The sequence below is a fragment of the Campylobacter sp. VBCF_01 NA2 genome, assembly GCF_027797205.1.
Lineage (GTDB): Bacteria > Campylobacterota > Campylobacteria > Campylobacterales > Campylobacteraceae > Campylobacter_B.
Window position 1 is genome coordinate 1124226 of record NZ_CP115607.1, and the last position, 18533, is coordinate 1142758.

Consider the following 18533-nt stretch of genomic DNA (forward strand, 5'->3'; position numbering starts at 1 on the left):
AATGGCTGACATTAAAGATATAATGGCAAATTTCAAACGCGGAGTAAGCGAGATAATAGGCGAAGAGCAAATCGAGGCTTTGATTACTAAATTTTACGAGAGTGGCGAAACATTTTTGGTAAAAATCGGCATGGATCCGACTGCGCCAGATCTACACCTAGGACACACTGTCGTGCTAAACAAACTCGCATTTTTGCAACAACACGGCGCAATCGTGCAGTTTTTGATCGGTGATTTCACAGCTCAAATCGGCGATCCAACAGGCAAAAGCGAAACTAGAAAAAAACTTCCTCACCATGTCGTAATGCAAAATGCCAAAACCTACGAAGAGCAAGTTTTTAAAATTTTAGATCCAGAAAAAACAAAGGTAATGTTCAACTCAGAATGGACAAATCGCTTAGGCGCTAGCGGTGTAATCGAGCTATCAAGCACATTTAATGTAGCCAGAATGCTAGAAAGAGATGATTTCGAGAAACGCTACAAGGCCGAAATGCCAATTAGCATTAGCGAATTTTTATACCCGCTTTTGCAAGGCTATGATAGCGTATGTATGAAATGCGATATCGAATTTGGCGGCACTGATCAAAAATTTAACCTTCTTATGGGACGCCAACTCCAAAGAGTTTATAATGTAGGCAAAGAACAAGCCGTCGTTATGATGCCACTTCTTGTGGGCACTGACGGGGTAAATAAAATGAGCAAGAGCCTAGGAAACTATATCGGCGTAACAGACGCTCCAAACGATATGTATGGCAAGGTAATGAGTATCAGCGATGATTTGATGTGGGATTGGTATAATCTACTATCACAAAAAAGCAACGAAGATATCGCACTAATCAAACAATTCGTAGCAGACGAAGCTGTGCATCCAAAAGCCGTAAAAGAGGAGCTTGCCACAGAAATCGTTACGAGATTTTACGACGAGGATGTCGCATTAGAGGCGAAAGAGGAATTCGATAGAGTTCATGGTGGAAACGAGCTTCCAGCAGAAATCCCTGAATTTAGCGTTTCAGCACCAGCATGGATCGTCAAAGCTCTACTTATTTGCAAGCTAGCCACTTCTAGCTCGGATGCAAGACGCCTAATCAAATCAAACGCCGTCAGCGTCGATCAGACCAAAATTTCAGACGAGCAACTCCAACTAAGTGCTGGCGAATACACCTTACAAGTAGGAAAGAAAAAATTTGCTAAATTAAAGGTAAGATAATGAGCGTTAAAATCGGCAAATACGAGATCAAACACCCTATTATCCAAGGCGGAATGGGGCTAGGGATTAGCTGGGACAAACTAGCTGGAAATGTCAGCTTAAATGGCGGTTTGGGCGTGATTAGCTCAGTAGGGACTGGATATTATGACGACCTGAAATTTTCGGAAAAGTGTATCCACGATAGACCATTTTCTTCGCTAAATTTTTATAACAAAAAAGCCCTTACTCAAATCGTAAAAAACGCTCGCGAAATCTGTGGCGACGCACCACTAGCGATGAATATTATGTGCGCGGCTAATGATTATGAGCGCATTGTAAAGGATTCTTGCGAAGCTGGGATAAATATCATCATCAGCGGTGCTGGACTTCCTACGAATTTGCCCGAATTTACCGCCGATTTCCCAGATGTCGCGCTTATGCCTATCGTTTCATCTGCCAAGGCTCTAAAAATCATAGCCAAGCGTTGGAGTGGTAGATACAACCGCCTGCCCGATGGCGTCGTGCTAGAAGGTCCATTAAGTGGCGGTCATCAGGGCTTTACCTACGAGCAATGCACTGACCCAGAGTATCAGCTAGAAAAATTAATCCCGCAAGTAAGAGCCGAAATTGATAGCTGGGGCGATTTTCCACTATTTGCAGCAGGTGGAATTTGGGACAAAAACGATATAGATAAAGCCAAAAGCCTAGGCGCAAACGGCGTTCAAATGGGCACTAGATTTATCGGCACATTTGAGTGCGACGCCCACGAGAAATTTAAAGAAGTCTTACTAAAAGCCACAAAAGAAGATATCAAACTTCTAAAATCCCCAGTAGGCTACCCTGCGCGCGGAATTCATACGAATTTGCAAGATATGATTGCCGCTGGAAGCGCACCGAAAATTTCATGCGTTAGCAACTGCGTGGCACCTTGCGAGCGTGGCAAAGGAGCCAAACTCGTCGGATACTGCATAGCAGATCGCCTAAGCGACGCCTATCTTGGCAGACAAGAGAGCGGGCTGTTTTTCACAGGCGCGAACGGCTGGAAGCTAAATGAAATCATTTCTGTAAAAGAATTAATGGAAAAACTCGTAAATGGCGAAGATAGTTAAAATTTTATGCGCTATTGTTTTTAGCGTAAGTTTCGCATTTGGCGCGAACGCTAGTAGCGTTTTTGCGAATTTTGACAAAAACTATGTCAGCGCTAGCAAAACCGCGAAAAAAGAGCTTCACAGCGAGCTTAAAAAAATTTATTCCGCCACTTCAAATAAAGATAAAAAAACCAAAATTAGCGTCCTAAAACGGCTAACTTATAGTAGCGAGGTGCTTGGGTATTCAAACTACTCTGTGTATAAATCCGAGCTAGAAAAACTAGGCGCCAAGGCCGATTACAAGCCAGCTATCACGGACGCCAAAAAAACTTTAAGCAAGGCTGATTTGGAGTTTTTAAACTCAGGCAAAATCACGCCAAATAGCACGAAAATCGATAAATCAAAACCCTTGATTTTGCAATCAATCAGTAGCGATGAAAATAGCGTCAGAGTGAAATTTAATAGAGATTTAGACCACAGCGAGTATAAAAATTTCGTAATTAACAAAGATAAAATTTATCGCTATGTCCTAGATTTTAACGCCAAAAACAGCTCGCACACCACGAGATTAACAGGCAGTTTCGTAGATGAAGTGCGAACTTCGCAGTATAACGACAAAATCGCCCGCGTCGTGCTAAATCACAACCAAAAATTTAACCCAAAGATTGAAATTTTTGGCAATGAGTTAATCATCGCCAAAACAGGGGCTAAAATCGCTATGCCAGCGCAAACTAGCGCAAAAGCTACTCAGGTAAATTCAGCCAAAAGCGAGGCGAGCGGGACGAATAAAATTTACAAATCTACAAAAGGCAAACTAATCGTCATAGACCCAGGCCATGGCGGCAAAGATAGTGGCGCTATCGGAAATGGCTTAAAGGAAAAAACTATCGTTCTTGCAACCTCCAAAAAGCTTGGCGCACTGCTTCAAAAGCGCGGTTACAAGGTGCTTTATACCAGAAGCAACGATGTATTTATCAACCTCAAATCCCGCACAGCTTTCGCCAACAAAAAAAATGCCGATATGTTTATCTCAGTGCATGCAAACGCCGCGCCAAACGCCAAACAAGCGCCAAATTTCAGTGGCGTGGAGACATTTTTTTTAAGCCCAGCCAAATCCGAGCGTAGCAAAAATGTCGCAGCATTCGAAAACCAAGGCGACATGGAGGATATGAACGCATTTTCGCAAGAGACATTTTTAAATTTCTTAAATAGAGAAAAGATAATCGCCTCAAACAAGCTTGCAATCGATATCCAAAGCTATATGTTAAATTCCGTCCAAAAAAGTTACAAAAGCAAAGACGGCGGTGTCAGAGAGGGGCCGTTTTGGGTGCTAGTGGGGGCTACAATGCCAGCTGTGCTCGTAGAAATGGGCTATATCTCACACCCAAGTGAGGGCAAAAACCTAGGCACCTCTGCATACCAAGACCGCATAGCCCAAGGTATCGCAAACGGCGTAGATGCGTATTTTCAAAAGAATAAGTAATGAAATTTATCAACGATGCACCATTTAGTGAAATTTACGAGGATTTTTATTTTAATTTCAAAAATCCTCTTGGCGAGAGTGAATATGTCTTTATAAGCGCGCTAGATTCGGCGTTTGCTAGCAATGCGCCTATCATCGTGGGCGAGCTAGGATTTGGCGTGGGGCGCAACTTTTTGCTCTGCGCAAAAAAGGCGCTTAAATTTAACAAACGCCTACACTTTGTCTCAATCGAAAAAAATCCGCTTAGCAAGGACGAATTAGCCCAAATTTGGGCGAAATTTGGCGAACTTTCATCAGTTTCTAAAATTTTAATCAAAAAACTCCCGCCCCTTACCAATGGAATTCACCGCATAAATTTTGGCAAAAAAATCACGCTTGATCTTTGCATTGGCGAGGCTAGCGAGCTAATCAACGAACTTGATTTCAAGGCCGATGCGTGGTTTTTAGACGGATTTTCACCTGCGAAAAACGAAACCATTTGGAGCAAAGAGATTTTTGCCGCCCTTACACCACTTTGCAAAAAGGGCGCGATTTTAGCGACATACACAAGCGCTGGCTGGGTGGCAAAATCACTGCGCGAGGCAGGGTTTTTCGTCGAGAAAACAGACGGATTCGACACCAAACGCCACATGATTAGGGCGAAATTTTTGCGCGAAGATGATGAAGTAGAAAATTTTTATTTTGCCAGAAAGCACCCGCAAATTTTGCCAATACAGTTTTCAAATTTCGCCGATTTATCCGCCACGCACTGCCTATACGACCCTAATTCATACGACGAAGAGCGCGCACCGCAGGCGCAAACCCCCACAGCGATTGTCGTGGGAGCTGGAATTGCTGGGCTTTGCACGGCTTTTAAGCTTAAAAAAGCTGGTTTTAGCGTCAGCGTGATAGATAAAAGAAGCGAAGCTGGGCTAAATGGTAGCGGGAATTTCACAGGCGTGTGCGCTCCGCTAATCACCAAAGAGGGCGTGAAGCTTGGAGAGATGCACATACACGCATTTGATTTGGCTCTTAGCTTTTATGCCAAACACGCTCCCAAAAAGCTAGCTAGCCTGCTTGGGGCGCAGGATTTTGCCTATGATAGCGAGCTTTTAGCAAGGTATCAAAGCGCAGGAAACCCCGAAATTTACGAATTTAAAGCGCACTCAAAACCATATCCAAGCATAATGATAAAAAACGCCGTCCTAGCCCACCCGCACAAGCTCTGCAAACATTTCGCCAAAAAACTCGGCGTCAAATTTAACCACGAAATGCTAAATTTCAAAAAGCAAAATGAGAAATTCGAAGTGATTTTAAAAGACCGCGCAAGCCTATTTTGCGATATTTTAGTCCTTTGCGCAGGAAGCGAGAGCGAGGAATTTTTCGGTCGCGGCGCAGTATCGCAAGATGCCAAATTTAACCTAGATCCTAGCGTGCAAATCAGCTCCGTGCGCGGTCAAACCACGCTAATTCGCCCGCTAATCAAAACCAAATTTCCACTCAGTGCCTCTGGCTACATCTGCCCAGCCGTGGGCAAAAAGCAACTAATCGGCGCGACTTACGATAGGAAGTGCTACCACGACGAAGCAAGAGCGATTGACGATGTCAAAAATCTAGAAAGCGTTGGCGAGTTTTTGAGCAAAAAAGCCAAAATCATCGGCTCTAAGGTCGGATACAGGGGATATAGTGGCGATAGATTTCCGCTAATTGGCCCAGTGTGCGAGCCAGAAACTCTGGCGCGAGATTTCAAAGACCTGCCATGGAGCAAAAACAAAAAATCCGCCAGACGCGCCAAATTTATCCCAAATTTATATCTTAACACAGCGCATGGCGCACACGGACTAAGCACCGCAGTTTTGGGCGCAGAGCTTATATGCGATTATGCACTTTCGCGCCCGCTTTGCGTGCCACGCTCGATCGCAAACGAGCTAATGCCATCGCGCTTTTTGATTCGCAAACTCAAAAAAGGACTAATCAAATGAAAAAACTAATCCTAATAATTCTAATCCTTTTTGCCCTCGGCGCACTCGCACTTTACGGCATTTCGAGGACAAATCCAAATTTGTTTGCCGAGATTAAAATTTTAGCTATTTTGCTAAATACCGCGCTTTTTGCCATTGCGCTTGTGATAATCGCAATCAAAGAAAAGGACGCCGTGCGCTTTCCGTTTCTCACGGCTGTGGTTTTGGCGCTGTTTTCTGGGCTCATAAACGGCGCGATAATCTTTAAAAACCGCTACTATATCATCGCAACGGCGGTTTTGTTTATCGTTTTTGTGCTCTATTTGCAGATCAAACACCGCAGATTTTCGAATAAAATTTACAAAACCGAAGAATAGTTAAATTTTAATTTAGAAATAAATTTTGATAAATTTTAAATTTGGCGAATTTTGAAATTTTAAAATTTCCCAATTTCGCTGGCGCAACCCCCAAACCCTGCCCCGAAATTTCACCAAATTCTTATAATGCTTTTGCGCCAAGACTTTCCTTTTCGATAGCTTCTGCCAACGCATTTGCAATCAAACTTGATAATCGGCTATTTTCCAATAATCTTTGGTAAGCTTTGTCAAGCACCTTTATAGCTTCACTAATTTTTGCTGAACTTATAATAAGTTCTCCTTTCTAAAAAAAATGGTTTATCAAATTTAATTTTTCTTACTAAAAACACTATAAACACAAGGGATATTGTTTATATCTTTTTTCAAAATTTGGATACAATAAGCCCTAATTGTCTTGTATTCTTGTTCAGTAACAATTAGAATATTCATAATCCTACCACCTTTAAAATCGTTCTCATAAATTACAAATTGATCAAAAAATCTAAGCGAATTAAAACCTCCTTTGTGGATATGAAGTATAAATTTAATTGAAACAATAACCAAGATAAAACCAATCACAAAAATTAAACCTTTTTCTAGTTCTCCTGCCAAAAAACCAGCAAAAAGCCATATAGCCACAAAAGCAAAATTTAATTTATCGATATTTTGCGACCTATCCCAACGAATATCACTTGACATTTTTATTGAACTTATATCGCTGATATTTAGCTTTTTTATAATTTTTTTATCAGATAGCAAAGTGATAGAATTATTTGTAAATTCAAATCGTTTATTTTCTTTATCTGTTTGTTTATTTTTGTATAAATAAAATAGTGATAGTGGTATTAAAATGATAAAAACTCTAATATAAAATTCTATCTCTTGCGCCCCAGTGTGAGTTGTAAAAATCAAAGTTAAAAAAAGCAAAGGAAAAACTATAAACATAGAATATACGGCATATTCGCCCGTAACATAATCCTTGATAATCAACGGTTCTTTATCATAATCTCTCTTATTATAATTCATCATCTCTCCCTCACTCACACTTCTTACTCTGCCCTGCGCCTCGTCCCGACCTGCCATGCTTCGCACACCACCGCACGCTCGAAATGACAGCAAATTTAGCGCAAGGAATTTTAAAGTCGTAGATTGGCACGCGCAGTATGCGCTCGCAATGAAACTAAATTCGCGCTTTGGTAATTTTCACTCGTAGATTGCTTCGACGACTTCGTCATCTCGCAATGACAATGGCGAACAAATTTGCATAATTTGCAAATTTCGGGGCAGTGTTTTAAAAGCCTCGCTAGCGGGTTATGATAACCCGCTAATTACGCCATCATCGCTGATTTTCATATCTAGCGCGCTAGGGTGTTTGGAAAGTCCGGGCATTAGCATGATTGTGCCAGCCACAGCCACGATAAACTTAGCCCCAGTGCGAATCTGCAAGTCTTTGACCCGCAGGCTAAACCCGCACGCGCGACCCAGCGCCTTTTCATCGTCGCTGAAACTATACTGCGTCTTGGCGATACACACATCGTAATCTTCTAGCCCAAGCGCGCGAATTTGTTCCAACGCCCTAAGTGCGGCCTCTTCGAAAACAACCTCTTTCGCGCCGTAAATTTTCGTGGCGATTTTTTCGATTTTGGTCTTAATATCGTCAGTTTTATCGTAAGTGTAGTTGATATTTTTTAGGATTTTGCACTCAGCAAGGACGAGTTTTGCCAAATCTATTGCCCCAACTGAGCCTTTGGCGAAATTCTCGCAAAGCGCCATTTTGACACTGCGCGCGGTGCAGTAGTTGCGCACAAACTCAATCTCTTCATCGCTATCAAAGCTAAATTTATTCAGTGCGACAATCGGATTTAGACCGAAATTTTGCAAAATTTCAATATGCCCGCCTAAATTTTCGATTCCCACCATAAGCGCTTCTAAATTTGGCTTAGTGATTTCATCTTTGGCTGCGCCGCCATTGTATTTGAGCGAGCGAATCGTAGCCACCAAAACCACCGCATCAGGGGCGATACCTGCGCGCGGACATTTGATATCGAGGAATTTTTGCGCGCCAAGCTCAGAGCCAAATCCAGCCTCTGTCACGACAAAATCGGCTAGGCTCATCGCTGTTTTTGTAGCGATTATCGAGTTGCACCCATGAGCGATATTAGCAAAAGGCCCGCCATGCACGAAAGTAGGCGTATGCTCGATACTTTGGAATAAATTTGGCTTAATCGCCTCTTTTAAAAGCACGCTCACAGCCTGCTCGCAACCCAAATCTCGCACGAAAATCGGCTTATCATCTTCATCGTAAGCCACCATGATATTTGCGATATTTTCCTTCAAATCTGCCAAATTTTTCGACAAGCACAAAATCGCCATAATCTCACTAGCTGCGGTGATATTAAAGCCGTCTTTGCGCTCTACGCCATCAAATTTACCACCTTGTCCCACAGTGATTTGGCGCAGTGCGCGATCGTTCATATCCATACAACGCTTCCAAAGCACGCTTTTAATTTTAAGTGGATTTCCTTGATAAATCGAGTTGTCGATAATCGCGCTGATTAGGTTGTTTGCGCTAGTAATAGCGTGAAAATCGCCGGTAAAATGCAAATTTAGCTCCTCCATGGGTGCTAGTTGCGAGTATCCTCCACCTGCTGCGCCACCTTTTATGCCAAATACTGGACCCAGAGATGGCTCACGAAGTGCCAAAGCCACGCTTTTACCCAGTGATTTAATTGCGTCAGCTAGACCGATTGAGGTCGTGGTTTTGCCCTCGCCATACGGAGTCGGGCTAATGGCTGTAACTAAAATCAGCTTTGCGCTGTGTGCGCCATTTTTAGCGTGGCTATCGCCATACTCGCGCCCCGGAATTTTCGCCTTATAAAACCCATAAGGCTCGATTTCATCTTTTTTCAGACCTAGTTTTTTGCCGATTTTTGTGATTTTTTTAAGTTTTGCATTGTGTGTAATTTCGATATCGCTTAACATTTTTTCCCCTTAAATTTAAATTTTACAAATCAATCTCAATGCCGATTGGGCAGTGGTCGCTACCTGTGATATCAGCGCGGATAAAGGCGTCTTTGAGACGCGAACGCAAATTTTGCGAGATGAAAAAATAATCAATCCGCCAGCCGACATTTTTAGCGCGTGCATTGAAGCGGTAGCTCCACCACGAATAAGCATTTTTTTCATCGCCGTGAATTTCACGGAAAGTATCGATAAATCCGTGATTTATCACCTCATCAATCCATGCTCGCTCGATAGGCAAAAAGCCAGAAATTTTAGAATTTGACTTTGGATTTGCTAAATCAATTTCCCTGTGAGCAGTATTGACATCGCCACAAAATATCACGCCAAGCCCCTGCGCGACCAGCTCATCGATATAGCGCAAAAAATCGGCGTAAAATTTCATCTTATAAGCAAGGCGCTCATCGTCCTTTTGGCCGTTTGGGAAGTAGATATTTAGTAGCACCACATCGCCAAATCTATGCTCCAAAACCCGCCCCTCATCGTCGCTAGCGAAGTTGCATTTGCTAACCTTGCTAGCAAATTTAGCTAGGCTTGCCACGCCAGAATACCCAGCGCGCGTGGCTGAGTTCGTATCAATCTGCGAAAATCCCAGCTCATAAAGCTCTTTTGGGATATTTTCTGCGCTCGCTTTTATCTCTTGCAAGCCCAAAAAATCGGGCTTTTCATCATCAAGCCATGCAAATGCGCCCTTGCCAAGCACGGCTCTGAGCCCATTTACATTCCAGCTCATTAGCTTCATTTTTACCCTTTAATTATCAAAATTTGGCTATGATTATGCCTAAATTTAACTAAAATTTAAAAGGAAAAAAATGAGAAATCAGCCAAAATACAAATTTTTCGCAAACTGGGGTTATGCTTTGGCGGGGTTAGTTGAAATTTGGCGTAGTGAGCGGAGTTTTCGGCTAGAAATTTTTGTTTTTGCGCCACTTTTGGTTTCGCTATTTTTTTGGAATTTTGGCTTAGTTTGGAATTTGGCTTTGGTTTTTGGCGCGGTTTTTACGCTGGTTGTCGAGTGCATAAACTCATCAATCGAGCGTGTGGTCGATTTAGCAAGCCCCGATTTTCACCCGCTTGCAGGGGCTGCCAAAGATACCGCCAGCACCGCTGTAATGCTCACTCTAAGCCTAAATTTCGCCCTGTGGGTATGTGCGATTTGTGGTAAAATTTTTGGCTAAACACTGCGCCGAAATTTTAAAATTTAAAATTTTTGCACCTAATTTGTCATTGCGAAAATTTTGCGTCAGCAAAATTCGTGGCAATCTACGACTTTAAAATTACTTGCGCTAAATTTGCTGTCATTGCGAGGCGATTTATCACCGAAGCAAAATGAGCGTAGCGACCCGAGCGAAGCGAAGGGGCATTTGGACGAGCCGTAGGCGAAGTCAATCCAGGGAAATTTAAATTCAAAATTCAACATAAATTTAGCATTGAACGATTTTTTGAATTTAACCTGCGCCGTGAAATTCTCTGTTTTACCCCAAAGATAGTAAGAAAGCAGTTCTACTGCAAAGTTTTCGTTTGTTAAATCTAATGTTGCCATTGTTTTTCCTTTTTACTGAAATGTTTTATTAAAGTTTGTTTATCTAAAATTAGAATATTTTAAGCACCTCTTGGGTCTATTCCGTCAGCGTATTGCTTATTTGTATCATAATTTAATTTACCACAATTATCAAATTTGTAAATTTTATACTTGCAACTAACGCTTGTTTTTTTCTCGGTATCGTAATAATTGATATGATGATACAAATGAGAAATTCCATTGCCACATAAATCAAAAGTATGTTCAGTTTTTAAAGTTTTTCTGTCTTGATACCCTATGGTTAGAATAGGAATAGAAAAACCACTTTTTTTATTTTCTAAATCAAGTTCCAAAAAATCCATAGGATTTATTTTTGTAAGCCCAACTTTTCCCACCAAAAAATCTTTAACCGATTTATGTTTTATAGCTATTTTGTTAGACATAGATGATTGGTTATCTGTGTTTTTATTGTTTATTGAAATTAAAGTTGAAGAATATTCATCTAAAAAATCTTGCAAATTTGAAAAATTAATACCGACTAAACGATAATATCCAACTTTTATTGTGTTGCATTCCCTGTCTTTAAAACCACCGTTGTAAGCGCATCTATATTCTGCAATCTTTTTATTAATTTCCAATTCTTTTTCCAAAAACTCTCTAATTGCCATTTTATAAAGTTCTTCTTTATCTAAAATCTTGTTTTCTACTAAACAATAACCCTGATTATATTTGTTATAATCCCATAAGCTTACTATTTCAAAGCCATATTTATTGCCATAATTCGGCACTGTTCTAATAAAACCAAGACATAAAATAATCGTTATAATTGCAACAAACCAACTTATTTTTTTAAATTTGGTATCGAACAATTTTTTAAATAAATTTTTCACTTTTATTTCCTTTAATAAAAATTCCCTTGCAAATTCAAATTCAGGTCGTATCGTTTATCCACGATACGAAATTCTGTTTTTAAATTTGCGATTTTGCAAATTTGTTATTTTGCTTTTGGCGATTGCCACGAAATGCTTCGCATTTCTTTACATGTAAAATCAACGCAAATTTCGCTAAAACCTCGCCCTCTCTGCCCCGACGCTCGTAGGCTCTCCATGCCCCGAGTATAAAACCACCTCATCTGGCAGGGTAAAAATCTTGCCCTCGATACTAGCTCGAAGCTCAGCGTAATCGCCACCGGGCAAGTCAGTTCTACCCACGCCAAAACGAAAAATCAAATCCCCACAAAACGCCAAATTTTGCCCCACACTATAAAACACCACGCTATCGCTCGTATGCCCTGGCGTATAAATCACAGCTAACTCGCACGCCCCGTTAGCTAGCGCGATCCTTTCACCATCTTTTAGGGGCGTGAAATCCTCTATGATTATCTCTTCGCCCGTGAAATTCGATAGATTATAGTCTGGCTCGCCCAGATACACGCCTGCGTTTTCGTGCGCAAGTATCGGCGCGCCCAAAGCCCGCGAGAGCTCGCTAGCTGCGCCAATGTGATCGAAATGTCCGTGAGTGAGCAGGATTTTTTCGATTTTGAAATTTCTCTCTTTTATAATCCCCAAAAGCTTGTCAGCTTGCGCCCCAGGGTCGATTACAAACCCTGCCCCACTCGCCTCGTCGATAAAAAAATAGCAATTCTCACTGATATAACCTGCCACTTCCACGCATAAAACCATGTTTTCTCCTTGAATTTCTCCAAATTTTACGCTCTTAAATTTAACCAGCCATTAAATTTAGCCAAAAATTATCCTTGATTTACCAAAATGCAGTAAAATACGCGCTTTTGCAAATTTTTTCAAAGGAGAGCTTATGAAAAAGCTTTTGGCCGAGTTTCTTGGCACATTTTGGCTAGTATTTGGCGGTTGCGGAAGCGCGATTTTCGCCGCATACAACATCGGATTTGTCGGCGTTTCAATCGCCTTTGGTTTGACCGTGCTAAGCGGTGCTTACGCATTTGGACACATTAGTGGCGGACATTTTAACCCAGCAGTTTCAGTGGGCTTGCTATGTGGTGGCAGATTTAAAGCTAGCGAGCTGGCTGGCTATGTCATAGCGCAAGTGCTAGGCGCGATAATAGCAGGAGCTGCGCTATATCTAATCGCAAGCGGAAAGGCTGGATTTGACATCAGCGCAGGATTTGCGACCAATGGATACGGCGAGCACTCACCAAACGGATATTCAATGCTAAGCGCGCTAATCGCAGAAATAGTTCTAACTGCGTTTTTCCTAATCGTCATCATGGGCGCGACAGATAGGCGCGCGCCAAGTGGCTTCGCACCGATTGCGATCGGACTAGCCCTCACACTAATCCACCTAATCTCAATTCCAGTTACAAACACATCAGTAAATCCAGCCCGCTCGACTGGCGTGGCACTTTTCCAAGGTGGCTGGGCGCTTAGCGAGCTATGGCTGTTTTGGGTAGCGCCAATCATCGGTGGCGCAATCGGCGGAATTATCTATAAAACTTTTTTGGAAAAAGAGTAGAATTTCGCTAAATTTGGCGTAAATTTCGCCTCACCCCTTGTAAATTTTCGCAAGGGGCTTTTTAAATTCTTTGAATTCTTAAATTTCCGCTTCGCAACTCCCAAACACTGCCCCGAAATTCTGTCATTGCGAGAATTTGCGTAGCAAATTCGAAGCAATCTACGAGCGAAAATTTACCCAAACGCAAATTTCCGTGTCATTGCGAGCGAGTGTAACGAGCGAAGCAATCCAGGGAAATTTACATTCAAAATTCTACTTAAATTTAGCATTGAACGATTTTTTAAATTTTAGGCGAAATTTTACTTTTCTTGTAAGGGGGAAGGGGCTTGAATTGCGAGGTCGCGCCCCTTCCCCCTTACAATCCCCCAACCCCCGACGACGCTTTACAAGGTGGCTAAATTTAGAAAAACGAAGTTTTTCTAAATTTAGCTGGTTTTATTTTTACTGAAATGCTTCGCATTTCTTTGCGATTTCGGGGCAGTGTTTGGGGGTTGCGAAGCGGAAATTTAAAAAAGCAAATTTTAAAAATCAATGCAATCTTGGATAAAAAGTCGCTTGGAGGGGAATTCCATAGCGCAAAGGCGGGCGTTTTTGTAACCGCGCTTTTTAAAAACACAGCCCAAATCGATATTCGCGCTGTAATCATTGATAAATGGCTCATCTTGTGGCGTGTGGCCATAGACATTGAAAATGCCCGCATTATCGGTGAAATCGTCGCGCCCGCTCAACACATGCGCCTCAAAATCGTCCTTTACTGCCACGAAGTCGCGAAATTTCCACATATTTCCCACAGCCGAGTGCGAGACCACGAGAGAGCGAGAATTTTCGTCGAAAATGTCGTATTGCAAAAACACGGGCAAGTTTTGCAAATACTCTAAATGCTCGTTTAAAAGCGCGCTAAATTCGGGCGCAAAATACGATTTCATAGTATCGCTACCGCCACTTTTGGCAATCCAGTTGATATCATCACTTGCGCCGATTACGATTTCGCGGTCTCTCACGCACCTTTGTGCACTGGATTTTGCTAGCAAAAATCTGCGCTCGTGGTTTCCGCGCACGCAGTCATAGCCGTGCGAGCGCACAAACTCGATAACTTTGGCGCTATGAGGGCCGCGATCGCACAAATCGCCCACGAAGCAAATTTTGCTATCAAATTTCGCTGGCAAGCGCGCAATCAGCGCCATTAAACTCTCATAGCAACCATGCACATCGCCGATAATGTAGATATTTTGCATAAATTTACCTTTGAATTTTTAAGGAATTATATTAGAATTTTTAAAATTTAAAATTTAAAAAAGGTCAAATTTAACCCAAATTTGGGTTAAATTTGAAATTTACGCTACGACATTTGGGAAGTCAAAGACCACTTTTCCGCTTTTTATCGTTAGCACGCACGCACCTTTTAGCTCTTTGCCAAAAAGTGGCGAATTGCATGATTTTGACTTGTTGAGTTTCGCGTCGTAAGTATATCTTAGCTCAGGATCGATTATAGCGATATCAGCTAGCTTTCCGACAGCGATTTCGCCTTTGCCAAAGAGTTTTAAAATTTGGGCTGGATTATACGAGGTGAGAGCGACCATTTTTTCATAATCAATCACGCCCTCATCAACTAATTTTAGCGTCAAAGGCACGAGCGTTTGAAGCCCTAAAATCCCAAACGGTGCTTTGTCAAATTCGACAAATTTATCGTCCCAGCTGTGCGGTGCGTGATCTGTGGCGATGACATCTATTAGCCCGCTTTTTAAGCCCTCTCTCATAGCCTCTACATCGGCATTTGTGCGAAGTGGCGGAGACATTTTAAAATTCGTATCATAGCCCATAAGTTCGCTCTCATCATAAGTAAAATGGTGTGGCGTAACCTCGCAGGTTACATTTATGCCCTCTTTTTTGGCTTGATCGATGAGTTTTAGCGACCAGGCTGAGCTTACATGCGCCACATGCAGGTGTCCGCCCGTTTTTTTAGCGAGCAAAATATCGCGTGAAACCATAATCTCCTCTTTTTCGCTCGCCATGCCTTTAAGCCCTAGTAGCGCGCTCACCCTGCCCTCGTTCATCACTCCACCATGACAAAGCGAGCAATCCTCGCTATGATTTATGACAAAAGAGCCAAAATGCGCCGAGTATTCGAGGGCTTGTCGCATGACTGAGCTATCTGTAACAGGAAGTCCATCATCGCTAAATGCCACGCACCCAGCCTCGATCATATCGCCCATTTCGACGATTTTCGCCCCTTTGCAATCCTGCGAAATCGCTCCGATTGGAAGCAGGTCGATTAGCCCTCTATCACGCGCTTTTTTAATCATTGCCTTTGTGATTGCAGAATTATCATTTACAGGGTTTGTATTTGCCATAGGCATAGCGGTCGTTACGCCCCCTGCTACGGCTGTTTCGCTACCAGTGATGACATCATCTTTATACTCAAAGCCCGGATCTCTAAAATGCACATGCATATCAATTAGCCCCGGCATGACGAGCTTGCCAGTCGCGTCGATGACTTTATCTGCGCTTGGCTCGTCCTTTGTAAGTGCTGAAATTTGGTCATTTTCTATTAAAACATTTATCTTTTCGCTTCTGTCGTGGTTAATAACGGTGCCATTTTTGATTAAAATTTTCATTACAAGCTCCTATTTAAATTTATTGTGTGAAGCACCGCCATACGCATGGCCGCACCGTTTTCGACCTGATCGAGAATGCAGGTAAATCGCGGATCGTCCGCGACATCTGAGTTAATCTCCACGCCACGATTTATCGGGCCTGGGTGCATGATAATCACACCCTCTTTGGCTACTTGCATGCGTTTTGCAGTTAGTCCAAAAAATTTACTATATTCTCTAACGCTTGGAAAGCTTGGCTCACCGTCTTGGCGCTCTAATTGAATTCTTAGCATTATTATCACATCTGCGCCCTCGATTGCTTCCTCGACGCTTTTGCAAATCCTGCACCCAAACGCCTCGCAGTCTCTTAGCATCATCGGAGGACCAAAGAGTCTGACATTTATGCCTAGTTTTTTCATCGCCCACGCATCAGATCTAGCCACGCGAGAGCGGAAAATATCGCCGATGATAGCGACTTCAAGCCCATCAAATTTACCCTTGGCTTCGTGGATTGTGAGCAAATCCAAAAGCGCTTGTGTCGGGTGCTCGTTTAGTCCGTCTCCTGCATTTACAATCGAGGCGTCGCAGTTAGAGGCGATAAATTTCGCAGCACCGCTACTTGCGTGGCGCACGACAAAAATATCACTACGCATGGCTTGCATATTTTTTATCGTATCGATTAGAGTTTCGCCTTTTTTGGTGCTACTTGAACCTGCGCTGAAATTTATGGCGTCCGCGCCAAGGCGTTTGGCAGCGATTTCAAAGGAAATGCGCGTTCTAGTGGAGTTTTCGAAAAAAGCATTAATCACGGTTTTTCCACGCAAAGAGTCTGATTTTTTGATATCCAAGCGGTTTAAGGCTTTGAAATCCTTCGCCAAAGCGATGAAATCGTAAATATCGTCTGCGCTTAAATCTTGCGTGCTAAGCAGGTGCTTTAATTTATACATTTTGCCTCCTAAAATGATTAAAATTTGCGCTGTATTTTACGCAAATTTGACTTAAATTTTTAAATCCTCGCCCTGCGAATTTTCATAATGTTTTTCAATTTTTTTGCCATTATTAATCATATCGCCAAAGATATTTAAAATCTGCCCGAAGCTCGAATTTGCGTCCTTTGCCAAATCCATTAAATCCTTTTCGATCCCGCCTAGTGAGCCGTTTAAATCGCGCACAATTTTCTCGCCTTTTTTGGCTAAATCTTCTAATTTATCCGCGTTTTTTTCGGCAAATTCGTTTAAAATTTTCGGTGCTTCCTTGCTCAATCTTTCCAAATTTTCACCCAAAATTTTAGCCGTTGCGGCAAATTCATCAATTGTTTCGTTGATATCTTTTGAAATTTTGCCCTCAGGCTTTGGCACTAGCTCGATTTGAACCTTTGGTTTAGCGCTTTGGCTCAAATTTGCCTCTGGCACAGGCTCGCTTGAAGTGGTGCTTCCTGGCGCAGGTTTAGGGGCGCTCGCACTTGCTGATAAATTTTTATCCAAATTTATCTGCGTTTTTGGCTCATTTTTCTCAACCATTTTTTGAGATTTTTTTTCGATCTCTTTCTCGATATCTAGGCCGTTTTGGCTAGATTTGTCACTGTCGCTACACGCACTAAAAATAAGCGCGCAAGCAAGCAAAATTCCACATTTTTTCATACTCTCTCCTTAGTTTAAAAATAAATCACTTCTTAATTTCAAAAGCAAGCAAACTGCGATATTTGCGGCCTCTTCACGGATATAGTTGCGATCTCCGTTTAGGTGAAATTTGCCGATTATCTGTCGCCCACCAAGCTCTTTTGCCCCGATAAATACCGTTCCTACGGGCTTTTCATCGCTTCCACCCCCAGGTCCAGCTATCCCGCTAATGGCTAGGGCAAAATTCGCCCCTGAACTCTCCAATGCCCCGCCAAGCATACCTGCGACGCATTGCTCACTCACTGCGCCGTAATCTTGCAAAACCTCATCGCTCACATCTAGCCACGCGCGCTTTATCTCGTTTGCATAGCTTACCACCGAGCCATCAAAAATATCGCTCACACCGGCTATTTCGCCAAATTTAGCCGCTAAAAGTCCAGCTGTGCAACTCTCTGCAAATGTGATTTTTGCGCCGATTTCTCGCAACTTCTCCACGGCGTGAGAAATGAAATTTTTCGGCGCGATAAATGAGTTTGCGTAATATTTACTCACGCTGTCTAAAAATTTATCCAGCGCGCCAAATTTCTGCTCGCTGGCGCGCACAAAGAGCAAAAACGAGCTGTATTCGCTGATGATAAATGAAATTTTATAGCTTAATGCTAGGCTTTCAAGTCTAGCTTTTGCGCTCGCATAGTCTGTGTCAAATAGATAAAATCCCTCGCCCTCGTTTAGGGGATCTTGCAAAATTTGGGGCAGTTTTTGCAAAGGGTCTGCTTTTAGCACATTTACAAGGCAACCCTTAATATCTAGCAAAAAACTATCCTTTACCACAAATTTAGCTGCTGAGGGGGCTAGCGTGCCACAATCTTTAAGCTCCAAAGTATCAAGCGTGAGCGTGGAGAGGATTTTCCCTGCGATTGCATAAGCCACTTTTGTCGCAAAAATCGTGATATAATCGTATTTGCCGAGCATTTTTTCTATCAAAAATGGCAAATTTTTATCGTTTTCATTTATAAATTTAATATCATCAATCACGCCGAAAACCTGCTCGTATTCGCGCAAAATATAGCTAAAAAATGGCGGATTATAGCGGATAGCTTCGCCGATGATTAAAATCACATTTTTCATAAATTTCGACCTTTAAATTTTTGCCATTATAGCATAAAAAATTCTTGCATTTTCAGTCCTTTTTAAAAGCCTTTTTGCTACACTTACCAAATTTTTTAAAACACAA

At 42.2% G+C, this 18533-nt stretch carries 18 protein-coding genes; 7 read left to right on the forward strand and 11 right to left on the reverse strand.

All coding sequences use genetic code 11. The features are described 5' to 3' along the window. The first annotated feature begins 1 nt into the window (after nucleotide 1). The 5 genes from tyrS to PF027_RS05860 are packed head-to-tail and all read left to right on the forward strand — an operon-like array spanning nucleotide 2 to nucleotide 6074. Nucleotides 2-1207, forward strand: coding sequence for a tyrosine--tRNA ligase (gene tyrS / locus PF027_RS05840; protein WP_270859273.1), 1206 nt, complete (start codon nucleotides 2-4; stop codon nucleotides 1205-1207). After that, a complete protein-coding gene (locus PF027_RS05845; protein WP_270872472.1) occupies nucleotides 1207-2295 on the forward strand; it encodes a nitronate monooxygenase in 1089 nt (362 codons plus the stop codon). Before tyrS ends, PF027_RS05845 begins: the two co-directional genes overlap by 1 nt. Next, nucleotides 2279-3757 (forward strand): N-acetylmuramoyl-L-alanine amidase, encoded by a 1479-nt coding sequence (locus tag PF027_RS05850; RefSeq protein ID WP_270872473.1) that lies wholly within the window; start codon nucleotides 2279-2281, stop codon nucleotides 3755-3757. Before PF027_RS05845 ends, PF027_RS05850 begins: the two co-directional genes overlap by 17 nt. Further along, nucleotides 3757-5718 (forward strand): FAD-dependent 5-carboxymethylaminomethyl-2-thiouridine(34) oxidoreductase MnmC, encoded by a 1962-nt coding sequence (gene mnmC / locus PF027_RS05855; protein ID WP_270872474.1) that lies wholly within the window; start codon nucleotides 3757-3759, stop codon nucleotides 5716-5718. The genes PF027_RS05850 and mnmC overlap by 1 nt, the downstream gene beginning before the upstream one ends. Further along, a complete protein-coding gene (locus PF027_RS05860; protein ID WP_270869991.1) occupies nucleotides 5715-6074 on the forward strand; it encodes a hypothetical protein in 360 nt (119 codons plus the stop codon). Before mnmC ends, PF027_RS05860 begins: the two co-directional genes overlap by 4 nt. 306 nt (nucleotides 6075-6380) lie before the next feature. On the opposite strand, the gene PF027_RS05865 is transcribed toward PF027_RS05860, so the two are convergent. The 3 genes from PF027_RS05865 to PF027_RS05875 all read right to left on the reverse strand — a co-directional run bounded on the left by PF027_RS05865 (nucleotide 6381) and on the right by PF027_RS05875 (nucleotide 9816). After that, nucleotides 6381-7097, reverse strand: coding sequence for a hypothetical protein (locus PF027_RS05865; RefSeq protein ID WP_270877231.1), 717 nt, complete (start codon nucleotides 7095-7097; stop codon nucleotides 6381-6383). A 267-nt stretch (nucleotides 7098-7364) separates the two neighbouring features. Next, nucleotides 7365-9035: a formate--tetrahydrofolate ligase gene (locus tag PF027_RS05870; RefSeq protein ID WP_270872476.1), complete on the reverse strand. Its 1671-nt coding sequence runs from the start codon at nucleotides 9033-9035 to the stop codon at nucleotides 7365-7367. 22 nt (nucleotides 9036-9057) lie between these two features. Further along, complete coding sequence (locus tag PF027_RS05875; RefSeq protein WP_270872477.1) at nucleotides 9058-9816, reverse strand: exodeoxyribonuclease III; 759 nt, start codon at nucleotides 9814-9816, stop codon at nucleotides 9058-9060. A 70-nt stretch (nucleotides 9817-9886) separates the two neighbouring features. Here PF027_RS05875 and PF027_RS05880 point away from each other — a divergent pair, with 70 nt between their 5' ends. After that, nucleotides 9887-10252 carry a diacylglycerol kinase gene (locus PF027_RS05880; protein ID WP_270859265.1) on the forward strand — a complete coding sequence of 122 codons (366 nt, stop codon included), beginning with the start codon at nucleotides 9887-9889 and terminating at the stop codon, nucleotides 10250-10252. A 65-nt stretch (nucleotides 10253-10317) separates the two neighbouring features. Here PF027_RS05880 and PF027_RS05885 read toward each other — a convergent pair whose 3' ends face one another. The 3 genes from PF027_RS05885 to PF027_RS05895 form a co-directional block, all read right to left on the reverse strand. Further along, complete coding sequence (locus PF027_RS05885; RefSeq protein ID WP_270872478.1) at nucleotides 10318-10617, reverse strand: hypothetical protein; 300 nt, start codon at nucleotides 10615-10617, stop codon at nucleotides 10318-10320. A gap of 59 nt (nucleotides 10618-10676) precedes the next feature. Then, nucleotides 10677-11486 carry a hypothetical protein gene (locus PF027_RS05890; RefSeq protein ID WP_270872479.1) on the reverse strand — a complete coding sequence of 270 codons (810 nt, stop codon included), beginning with the start codon at nucleotides 11484-11486 and terminating at the stop codon, nucleotides 10677-10679. 174 nt (nucleotides 11487-11660) lie between these two features. Then, nucleotides 11661-12278: an MBL fold metallo-hydrolase gene (locus tag PF027_RS05895; RefSeq protein ID WP_270872480.1), complete on the reverse strand. Its 618-nt coding sequence runs from the start codon at nucleotides 12276-12278 to the stop codon at nucleotides 11661-11663. Nucleotides 12279-12411: 133 nt separating this feature from the next. On the opposite strand from PF027_RS05895, the gene aqpZ reads away from it, so the two are divergent. Next, complete coding sequence (aqpZ, locus tag PF027_RS05900) at nucleotides 12412-13086, forward strand: aquaporin Z (RefSeq protein ID WP_270872481.1); 675 nt, start codon at nucleotides 12412-12414, stop codon at nucleotides 13084-13086. A 521-nt stretch (nucleotides 13087-13607) separates the two neighbouring features. Here the strand turns inward: aqpZ and PF027_RS05905 are convergent. From PF027_RS05905 to PF027_RS05925, 5 genes are all read right to left on the reverse strand, one after another. After that, nucleotides 13608-14321: a metallophosphoesterase gene (locus PF027_RS05905; protein WP_270872482.1), complete on the reverse strand. Its 714-nt coding sequence runs from the start codon at nucleotides 14319-14321 to the stop codon at nucleotides 13608-13610. A 99-nt stretch (nucleotides 14322-14420) separates the two neighbouring features. Continuing rightward, nucleotides 14421-15701 carry a dihydroorotase gene (locus PF027_RS05910; RefSeq protein WP_270876284.1) on the reverse strand — a complete coding sequence of 427 codons (1281 nt, stop codon included), beginning with the start codon at nucleotides 15699-15701 and terminating at the stop codon, nucleotides 14421-14423. Further along, nucleotides 15701-16627, reverse strand: coding sequence for an aspartate carbamoyltransferase catalytic subunit (locus PF027_RS05915; RefSeq protein WP_270876285.1), 927 nt, complete (start codon nucleotides 16625-16627; stop codon nucleotides 15701-15703). The genes PF027_RS05910 and PF027_RS05915 overlap by 1 nt, the downstream gene beginning before the upstream one ends. 51 nt (nucleotides 16628-16678) lie before the next feature. Then, nucleotides 16679-17320, reverse strand: coding sequence for a hypothetical protein (locus tag PF027_RS05920; protein ID WP_270876286.1), 642 nt, complete (start codon nucleotides 17318-17320; stop codon nucleotides 16679-16681). A gap of 9 nt (nucleotides 17321-17329) precedes the next feature. Further along, nucleotides 17330-18427, reverse strand: a complete 1098-nt coding sequence (locus PF027_RS05925; RefSeq protein WP_270862555.1) for a CinA family protein — start codon at nucleotides 18425-18427, stop codon at nucleotides 17330-17332. Nucleotides 18428-18533: the final 106 nt, after the last annotated feature.